The organism is Taibaiella chishuiensis, assembly GCF_003014535.1.
GTDB lineage: Bacteria > Bacteroidota > Bacteroidia > Chitinophagales > Chitinophagaceae > Taibaiella > Taibaiella chishuiensis.
Map to the genome: position 1 here is coordinate 1 of NZ_PYGD01000019.1, position 9,214 is coordinate 9,214.

The window sequence follows — 9,214 nt, forward strand, 5'->3', positions numbered from 1 at the left end:
TTCTTTTCCCTGGCTCCAGGGTTTATAGGGCAAAACTGAATGATCTCTAACAAAAAACTCTACTTTTAAGCGGTAGTATTCAAGGTGAGCTTACACTTTGTCGTGTCGCAATAGCTCAGCCCTGAATAATATCACTACGGAATTTACATATTTTTTTGAGCACAGTCCGATACAAAACAACCGATACCTACGGCACCGGTTGTTCTTATAACGGCACACGAAAGATTCGTGCGCCAGCAGCGGCAGTTTTGTTGAAGCGGCTATTGTGTTATACGGCACGGACGACACGCCCGCGCCAGCATGGGGTGATTTATACAGGCACCGAACATTCAGGGCAATAAATAACAACAGCCGCTTCCTGGTAGAAACAGCTGTTGTTATTTAAAGCAAGGGCGACACCCCCGCGACAGCATGGGTGTTATTTTATTCGTTTTTTTGCTGTTTTACTTTTTTCAGGGTTAAGCTTTGTTTAGCGTCACTATCTCTGTACACACGAACAAGGTTCCCATTTTTATACAAGTATTTTTCTTCTTCTAAGAATGAATATTTATCTAAGATTTCATGAACAAGTACCGTTACGCTGAGCTTATTAATTTTTTTGTCGCGAACTGTGTACCACTTAGATTTTGCATAATTACCCAATTGAACTAAAATACTATCAACAGAACCAATCTTCATCATGCAATCGGTTCCCATAAGTGGGTCACACTTTATTGAGGTATCGCTATTGAAAGATAGTGTCGCAACCATTGCATCATTATCTAGATTATTTATCCAGTCGAATGCAATGTAGTCGCTGATAGAATCTATGACTTCTTCTTTAACCTTTATAGGTATGTCATTTTTAGATATAGCACTGTTGAGGGTTAAAGTGTCCCGCTTTAAAGACCATTTACCCAAACAGTGATATACCGATAGATCTGAGCCTTCATTGTATTCAAATGTATGATCTGGCTTTAGAATAAGCGATGTTCCTGATAACTTATTAGGCCCTAAATTATAATAAGCACCTAAGACTTGCTTCTCTCGTTGAGTCAATGATTGTCTTTTACAGAAACCTAAAACAGGAATCAAAACTAACGTCAGTAATATTCTTATTGTGTTTTTCATTTTTTTTATTTTCGTTTTAACTGGTTTCCCCACAGATACCTTTCAGAACCTTGGGTACTTTTTGTTATTTGATTAAAAGAAGAAATAGCCTCGCCTACAGTAAGATTGGCATTATTTGAACTTTTTATAAAATTGTTTAACGATCCATCCTTAGAGTAATTTATAAGTATTGAAGCGGGAGTGTTAATAGTCAAAGAGACTTCCCTCCCTTTTAGGTTACGGTATCCGTTTGTCTCTATCGATCCTGCAAATTCTTTAATCCCCCAAGAACCAACTCCGAATTTAATAGCATCACTTTCTGTTCCGAATAGACTCGCTGTTTTATAGGCTACAACTTCATCCGTCATATCATAGAGCGGATCATCGTATCTTGACCCACTCAATTCACCAATTAGATAACCGTAACCGTGTCTTAATTCATGGGCTAGAATTCCAGAACCCACACTATTTGATCCCATACTAAACTTGACCCTGCCTTCACTCCAGTTATAATCTGCTCCTCCTTGAAAGCCTCTTGGTGCAGCTTCATTAGAAATATGAAACTCTGCAGAAGATTGCTCCATGGCATCAAGTTGGGTATTAAACTCAGCATGTGCATTAATCAGCTTAGTTAACTCCTCCCCACGCTTCGCTCCTGACTCGGTTTTTAGATCAAGCCCGCCTAGCTCCTTCGTATAACCCGCCATGCGGCTATTATTATCTGATCTTAGATTGTTATAAGAGTTCTGCAATCCAGCGTTTGCAAAGGTGAAAATATCTCCTAAATAATCTACATTGCTCACTGGGTTATTGCCCATGCTTGCATATGGACTTATCGAAAAGCTTGTTGCCGCCCTTGGATCAATTGAATTAAACCTTCCAAGTTGCGGATCAAGCCCCCGATAAAATGCCTCATAAGTTTCAAGCCCAAATGATTTTTCCAATCCTATTCCATTATATTTATACGGCTGCGCCGGCAGGTTGTTCTGCGCTGCCTGTTCGAGATGTATCGTCAATCCAAATGGATAATAGTAGATCCGCTTTTACAGTCGCTTTTCCGCTTCTACCCTAACCCGTCATTAAAAAACCTGCATTTTCTTTTAAGGCATGCTGTTGCAAAAAGATAAAAAATCAAAGAGCATTCACTTATGCAAGTATATAAAATTATCCTGATAGCATAATCATTCGCGGCAGGTGCTCTTTTAGCAATACCGCCACAACCACAAAAAAGATCATAAACATAAGGATCACGATCATGCCGCGAGGCGTCGGATTGGCGCATTCAACCTTTATGCCGAGAAAGGATATTTTTATACGCTCTGACTTATCTTCTATGTTACTCATAAACTTTATTTTTTCGTTGCAGCAAAGGTATTTTCCGGGTTCAGCATCAGAAAGGACAGTAAATGACAACACTTCCCTAAGCACAAAAACAGCTACATCCCTTTACTGGCATTACTTACATTAGATTTTAAACAGTCATTGCAAAGGGAGGGAAAATTTAAAAATTTTCCTAATCGAGCTGTGTAACACCCGATTCTACTGCATTTGCACCGATTTCATTCCAGGGACGAAAAAGCACAAAATTTATTTTCGGCGTCACGGAGATAAAAACATCCGGGGGCAGGCATGATGTTGGTCTTTGTGCGGTGGCTTTGTGCGCATCATGCCTGCACACGGATGCACCAAAGCCGGTACAAAAGCCCGGTTCTATTCAAAAGATGATCGGCTGCGGTAGCCTGCACATAGCCTGGTCTTCGTGGCCGTGTAGCCCTGGTCCGGCAAGGCACGCAGCCGGTCGGGGCTACACGACGCCACCCACTGCGCCATGCAGCCCCGACCGGGCAGCAGAGAACGCGCGTAGCGCGCTGCTGCCCTGACCGCAGTTTCGTCCATTAAAATCAGGCGAAGCACAGGAGCGAAGCCAGGCATGCCGCCTTAGCGGCATAAGCTTAGCGCGACTGTGCCGCCGCACAAAACAAACAAGGGCGGGGCTGCGCGCAGGTGGCGCCTAAATGGTGGAGGCCCGGCATACCCGCCCGAAGCGGGGATGCAAAAAGGGCCGGAGCAGCGCAAGGACCGTAAGCTGCAAGATGTGTGACAGCCTTCAAAGGCTGGCGCATCAGCTTGCCGAACGGAACTTGACGCTGCACAACTTTTCCTGCCTTGACTGTGGGAGCACAGCGGACACAGGCATCTAAACAAATTACTGCGTAGCAGACCTTATCTTTTTTTGAGGAGGAACTGGCGGAGACGGCAAGATTCGAAGCAGGTTGGAGTTTCGACAGAGATCGAACCTACACGCGTTAAATACTGATAATAAATTGATAAGGTAGCTATGACCATAAGCCAGGCCATAATTTGTGCAAAAAAGCGTCGGATTGTGGTTCCGAAGATCTCCGGATTTTGTAGCGAGGCTAGGGATCGCACCAGGACGAGGGTCCTCAGCTTAGAAGGCTGATGCTCTTGCTGAACGTTGAACGACTATAGTTATGTTCCCGTGGGGGCTCGAACCTTGGGTCCCCTGATTATGAGTCAGGTGCTCTGTAATGCCGGTAGCAATATCATTAACTGCAAGGCAAGTTAAGCTTTTTTATCATTAGCTATATGGCTTTCTCTTAGGCCTACAGGTCCCGTATTTGTTCGGGACTTAAGCCGGTAAGCTCTGCTATTTCTATTATGCTGTAACCTTTTTGTTTCATGGTCCGGGCCATTTCTTTGGCTTTATCTTCCCGGATCTGCTCGGCTATAAGATAAGGTGGAACATATTTAACGCTGGCCTGTAACGCTTTCAGCAAGCCGCTTTCCGCAAAGCTATAAAAGGAAGTTGCTGTGATAATGATATGATCGAGTACGGGCAGCTTAACGATATGGCCGGTCTGTATCAGGCGGTCGGTAATGTCTTTGTCGGCTTCTGAGGGTTCCAGGTTGCCGCTCGGATGGCTATGCACCAGGATAATTCTTACGGCTCGTTTCTGCAGCGCAAAGCTAAAGACTTCCATTGGCTCGGCGGGCACGGAGTTAACGGTGCCCATGCTTACTAGTTCGATATACAGGATGCTGCTATCTGTTGACAGGCCGATTGTCCAGAAGTGTTCCCTGTTGCGGTCTATACGCTGTTGCCGCAACAGGATTTGCTGCATTACGCCATAGATATCGGAGCTGTCTTTTACCTGTATCTTTTGTTCTTTGTTCAAGCGTATATTCATTTGGTAACAGGTTTTAAAGGTAGGGAGAAGCCATGATATTTATATAATATTTCTTACTTTTACAGGGTGATGGAACTCTTAAAAGATATTGCCGTTAACCTCTTCTCTGATGCGATCTGGGCATTAGGCGGCTTTATGGTTGCTCATATGATTCTTCAAAAAAATCAACTTGGTATCATTGTACCGTACAACGAGACTATTAAAAAAATTCCGGTAAGTAAATTTAAAATGTACTAAGTAACTTTTTTATTTACTGTTTTAGAACGGGTGATACTTACTGATGTCTTCTTTCAGGTCTTCGAGGTCGCTGCTCTGGTAAGCTTCTGTGCTGCTGATGTGTTTATGACCGACCAGATGCTGCACTTTTCGCAGGTTGTATTGTCTTAGCCAATGCACGATCACGCTGGCTCTTACCTGGTTTAGCGATGTTATTTTATTGTTGAGCGTTTGTATTTGCCGTAACAGGATCTTCATCGTATTGCTGTCTATCGCTGCGCCTTTGGTTGTGGTGATAAACAAAGCGGTTGTATCCTTCGGCATTTTATTCGTCTGTTGCAGTAATGCTTTGCGCGTATCGTTCACATAATCCATCAGCTCAAAGACCTGGCCGGATTCCAGTTTCATCACCCGCCCTGCGCTTCTTCTACCGCCCTGTATCATGATCTTTCCTTCCCGGAGCTGCAGGTCTGCCAGTTCCAGTTTCATTAGCTCTTCGCTTCGTAAGCCCTGGTAAATGAGCAGGCCTAACATTACTTTATTACGCTTCCGGATTAAGCTCTGGTAAGGATTTTTCGCTTCTATTGGATAACTGTGGCATACCTGTTCTAAAGTTTCGTAAGAGATAATATCGTAGAGTGTTTTTCTTTTAATGCCTTTGATCATAATATAACTGCAAGGGTTATCTATCAGGCCATGTTCTTTGATTAAATAGTCGTAGTACTTTTTAATATGACTGATATAGTTGGCTGCGGTCTTTTGGCTTATTCTTTTATCGGTTACGGTTTTTATATAGGCTATGATATCGTTGTGGCTTACTTCCGTTTCATCGCTGATGCTTTCTGTAGCGCACCAGGATTGAAAGTAGCTACATATCTTTTGTATGCTGGCTATGCTTTTGCGGCTATAACCTTTGAGCTGTAAGTATTCCCTAAAGGTCATTGTTCAATATCTTTTTGTAACAGGTGAGTGTAGATCTGTGTGCTTTCTAAACTGCTGTGCCCTAAAAAGTCTTTGATATGCTCTATGTCCATACCGTTACCTAACAGGTGGGTGGCGATGCTGTGGCGCAGGGTATGCAGGCTAATGTCTTTTTGCTGTAGGTCGGGGTTGCCGGTTCTTAACAGAACTCAGAAAGCTTAAGGCATGGTCCCAAAGCGACCTCGCCAAAGCCATTGAAGCATCGCGCGATATTATCGGCAAGTATGAACGTAATGAGAACAGCCCATCGGTAGAGATGGCCCTAAAAATTGCTAAGGTATTTGATGTGCCGGTAGATTACCTGCTCGGCGAAGGCAAGCATGCAGCCTATGATAAAGACACGATAAAACGCATGGAGGATATCGAAGTACTCGACCCAGATACTAAGGCAGTGCTCTTTAATATCATTGATACTTATCTCAGGGATGCTAAAGCCAGAAAAGCTTATGGTAGATAATACAACTTTTCTAAGACGACAACAGCCGCGTCATATGAAGCGGCTGTTGTGTTATACGGCACGGGCGACACGCCCGCACCAGCATGGGGGGGGCAGCGAGAGACAGGACCGCGCCAGCAAAGGATTCATTACAAATCTATACCTTTTAGGAACTCTGTAATAGGTATAACTTTCACGTTCTGTAGGTAATGTTCTACTGAAGTTGCAAGAGCAACATCTTTACCCAATAGCTTGCTCTCAATCAAGTTATAATTGAAAGAGCTTATTTCGTTACGTAATTTCTCGACTCTAGTATCATACTGATCTACATTTGATAAAAGCAGTTCAGAAAATTGATTTAATAATTCGCAACAATATGTGATCTCATCTTCTTTCAAAAAATGCTTGCGTGATAAATAATGATTATACACTCCTAAAATTCTTCTCTTTTTAATATCCATCGGCTTTGGAAAGTAACTGGACAAGTTCTCGCTTAGCCTGATACCTGATTGTCTTATCAAACTCTCCGTAACCGTTTGAGGAGAAAGCTGTGTTTTATAGTAAACTCTAAGATCACTCAGACCTTCCCATCGACTACGATCTAAAGACAAATCCATCTGACGCAGATATGCGTATAAAAAGAGTAAGAAATCATATTTAAATTGCACTTTCTTCATTTTACATAATATTAATGACTACCAAAATTGAACCAATCCCACTTTATAAATTTAGGATCTGCATTATTTATTTTCAATGGAGCTCCTTCAGTTACAATTCTTGCCGCATTTCCGTTTCCCCCCATATAGCCTTTTATTGGTGACAATTGACTTTTCTGAACAGAAAATTCCGTATATGCACCTTTACCTGCCTGTCCCATATTAGCTTCAGACGGCTTTACAAATGGAGCTACCTCAACATCTACACCATACGGTTTGCCTCGTGATGCATTGATTGACATGCTTGATTTGATTCCTTTGAGGCCTGCAGCAGAAGTATGGTGCCTAACTCTAACCATGCTTTCTCCAACTTCCTCAGCAACTGTAATCTTAAGACCACCTTCCGCAGCGCGAGGAGCCATACTTAATTCTGATTCTATCGCTTTTGACTCTACCTTTGCCGGCAATGCTGATTCGGCAGAAAGCATCTGCAGAGGCGCCCCCAACAACATCATCATGTCCACTCCTGATTTAAAATCCTCCACCAACTCCTTAGCATTTTGAGGATTTTTACCGTTACGGCTACCTGTTTCCGTCCAGGGCGGAGCAGTCCCTCTACCAATGATTCCTATCGCATTCATTAAAGTGGCTACACCTGTTGCAAATGCACTCGGCTTTTCTTTATCCCCATTACCGTCACCTGCCAGATCGCCCAATGGATCTATTTTTGAAACGGGGTTATTGTCCATCGCAACATACGGACTCATACTGTAACCAGCTTCAGCCTTCGGATCAACCTGCATAAACCTGCCCAACTGTGGATCTAATCCCCTGTAAAAAGTTTCATACATTTCTAATCCGAAGTGCCTCTCTAATTCTATACCCTGGTACTTATACGGCTGCTCCGGCAGGTTCGTTTGTGCTGCCTGGTCTATACCTACCGTCAACCCAAATGGATAATAATGGTCCTCTTCGAGCAGTTTGCTGGTATAATGCTCTACACGCATATTGTCGAACCATACGTTCTTGCCGATCGTCTGGTTGTCGATATAGATGATCACATAGGACGGCTGGATAACGTTGTTGCCCACCACACCAGGACCGATCGTTACCGACCCGCTGTTGTGCCATCCGGAGGGGCCTCCGCCCTGTACCTGGATCGATCCGCTCAGGTCGGTTACCAGCTGCATTTTGCTATCAAAGAACAAATAGTTGATATGCGCCTTGGGCACCATCGGGTTGTCGTTGCTCTGCAGGCCCCGCAGCTGTTCCGGTAATACCGGGTTGGACAACAGTCCGCTGATGGTCTTCAGGTTGTCGGGCAGCTCGCTTACCGGTGTGCCCGCATAGGTGCCACCGCCCATCAGCGCATTCATTAACGAACTGATGACCGGGCCTGCTCCGCTCTCTTCCTGCGTCTGGTTCTCGCCCTCGTAATAGCTATCGGCACTGATCTCGAACTTATCGCCCGGCATTACTTTGAGCATGATGGCCGTACCTACCTGCGTATTGGGATTGCCGCCTTCCAGCCTTGCCGCCATGCCATCGCCGGGGTTGGTGCTGCCCGGTTTGCTCTCCCGCACATTGGGGATGTTGTCGAATACCAGTTGCTCTGCACCGGCTGTGGCCATTTCGTGGCGGGCCAGGTAATCCCGGTTGATGGGCTCGGCCGTTACGGTGCTCCGCACATTACCCAGGTGATCTTTTACGAAGTAGTCGTATACAAAACGCGTCAGGTGTGCTGTGGTGTCGTTGGCTATGGGTCGTGCACGGCCCTCTTCGTTGGTGATGTATTGCAGCACATCGCTCTTGTACACGAAATTACCGAAATAATCATATAAGGTGATCACCCCGGCACTGTCCAGTTTTTTGCGCAGCAGGTTGCCCCCGGCATCGTAGGTATAGTAGATGCTGCCTTTGCCGCTGACGGTGATGGCCGCCGGTTTGTTGAGGTGGTTGTAGCTTACGGTAAGGCCTTTGTTATCGTCCCGCGTCATGTTACCGTTCTGGTCGTAGGTGTATTCGATGGCCTGGCTCACCCCGTTGCGGAAGTCGGGCAGCCCGCTGATGGCCGTACCGGCATCTTCTACGCTTTGTAACTGGTTGCTGTTGCTGCCGTATTGGTAGCTGAGTATATCCATGTTCTGAGCGGCTCCCGGGTAGCTGCCGCCTTTCTGGTTCATGGTTTTGATATTGCCGTTGAGGTCGTAGCTGATGTTGGAGGCGGTATAGTTCCAGTCGGTATTGACCCAGTTGCCCCCCGACAGGTGCCGGTGCTCGGCATGGGTAAGCCGGTCCAGGCTATCGTAGGTATAGCCATAGGCATGTCTTTTGCCATCGCCCCCGCTCCAGGTGATGCCCGCTATATTGCCATTGTAGTGTTTGTCGCGGAAGCCCCATTCGTAACGCAGCCGTTCGTCGAAGAACCGGCTGATGGTGGGCTGGCTATGGTCCTCGGCGGCGATATGGGTCAGAAAACCGCGGATGTTGTATTCGTTGAGGGTCATACAGGCACGGCCGTCTTTTACCACGACCCGGTTCAGGTGGTCGTAGCTGTAGTTGGCGATGTTGAAGGGGTTGCCATTGATCTTTTGTTCCAGTTTGCCCACCAGGGTGTTGCCGCCACC

At 45.5% G+C, this 9,214-nt stretch carries 8 protein-coding genes and 1 pseudogene; 1 reads left to right on the top strand and 8 read right to left on the bottom strand.

The features are described from left to right. Positions 1 to 423: 423 nt before the first annotated feature. The 6 genes from B0I18_RS24780 to B0I18_RS25385 form a co-directional block, all read right to left on the bottom strand. On the bottom strand, positions 424 to 1,110 hold the full coding sequence (locus B0I18_RS24780; RefSeq protein ID WP_106525469.1) for a hypothetical protein: 687 nt from the start codon (positions 1,108 to 1,110) through the stop codon (positions 424 to 426). 5 nt (positions 1,111 to 1,115) lie between these two features. Next, positions 1,116 to 2,126, bottom strand: coding sequence for an RHS repeat-associated core domain-containing protein (locus tag B0I18_RS24785; RefSeq protein ID WP_106525470.1), 1,011 nt, complete (start codon positions 2,124 to 2,126; stop codon positions 1,116 to 1,118). A gap of 127 nt (positions 2,127 to 2,253) precedes the next feature. Next, complete coding sequence (locus tag B0I18_RS24790; RefSeq protein WP_106525471.1) at positions 2,254 to 2,433, bottom strand: hypothetical protein; 180 nt, start codon at positions 2,431 to 2,433, stop codon at positions 2,254 to 2,256. 1,280 nt (positions 2,434 to 3,713) lie between these two features. After that, on the bottom strand, positions 3,714 to 4,298 hold the full coding sequence (locus tag B0I18_RS24795) for a JAB domain-containing protein (RefSeq protein WP_106525472.1): 585 nt from the start codon (positions 4,296 to 4,298) through the stop codon (positions 3,714 to 3,716). 258 nt (positions 4,299 to 4,556) lie between these two features. Further along, a complete protein-coding gene (locus tag B0I18_RS24800; protein ID WP_106525473.1) occupies positions 4,557 to 5,456 on the bottom strand; it encodes a tyrosine-type recombinase/integrase in 900 nt (299 codons plus the stop codon). After that, a complete protein-coding gene (locus B0I18_RS25385; protein ID WP_219906047.1) occupies positions 5,453 to 5,641 on the bottom strand; it encodes a tyrosine-type recombinase/integrase in 189 nt (62 codons plus the stop codon). Before B0I18_RS25385 ends, B0I18_RS24800 begins: the two co-directional genes overlap by 4 nt. A gap of 11 nt (positions 5,642 to 5,652) precedes the next feature. Here B0I18_RS25385 and B0I18_RS25460 point away from each other — a divergent pair. After that, positions 5,653 to 5,952 (top strand): annotated as a pseudogene (locus tag B0I18_RS25460) (helix-turn-helix domain-containing protein); the annotation flags it as partial. 128 nt (positions 5,953 to 6,080) lie between these two features. Here B0I18_RS25460 and B0I18_RS24815 read toward each other — a convergent pair. Together B0I18_RS24815 and B0I18_RS24820 are read right to left on the bottom strand one after the other, a co-directional pair. Further along, entirely contained in the window at positions 6,081 to 6,608 is a 528-nt protein-coding gene (locus B0I18_RS24815) for a hypothetical protein (RefSeq protein ID WP_106525474.1), read from the bottom strand. Between the two features lie 11 nt (positions 6,609 to 6,619). Continuing rightward, positions 6,620 to 9,214 (bottom strand): RHS repeat protein (locus B0I18_RS24820; RefSeq protein WP_281258017.1); only part of this gene is annotated, 2,595 nt, incomplete at its 5' end.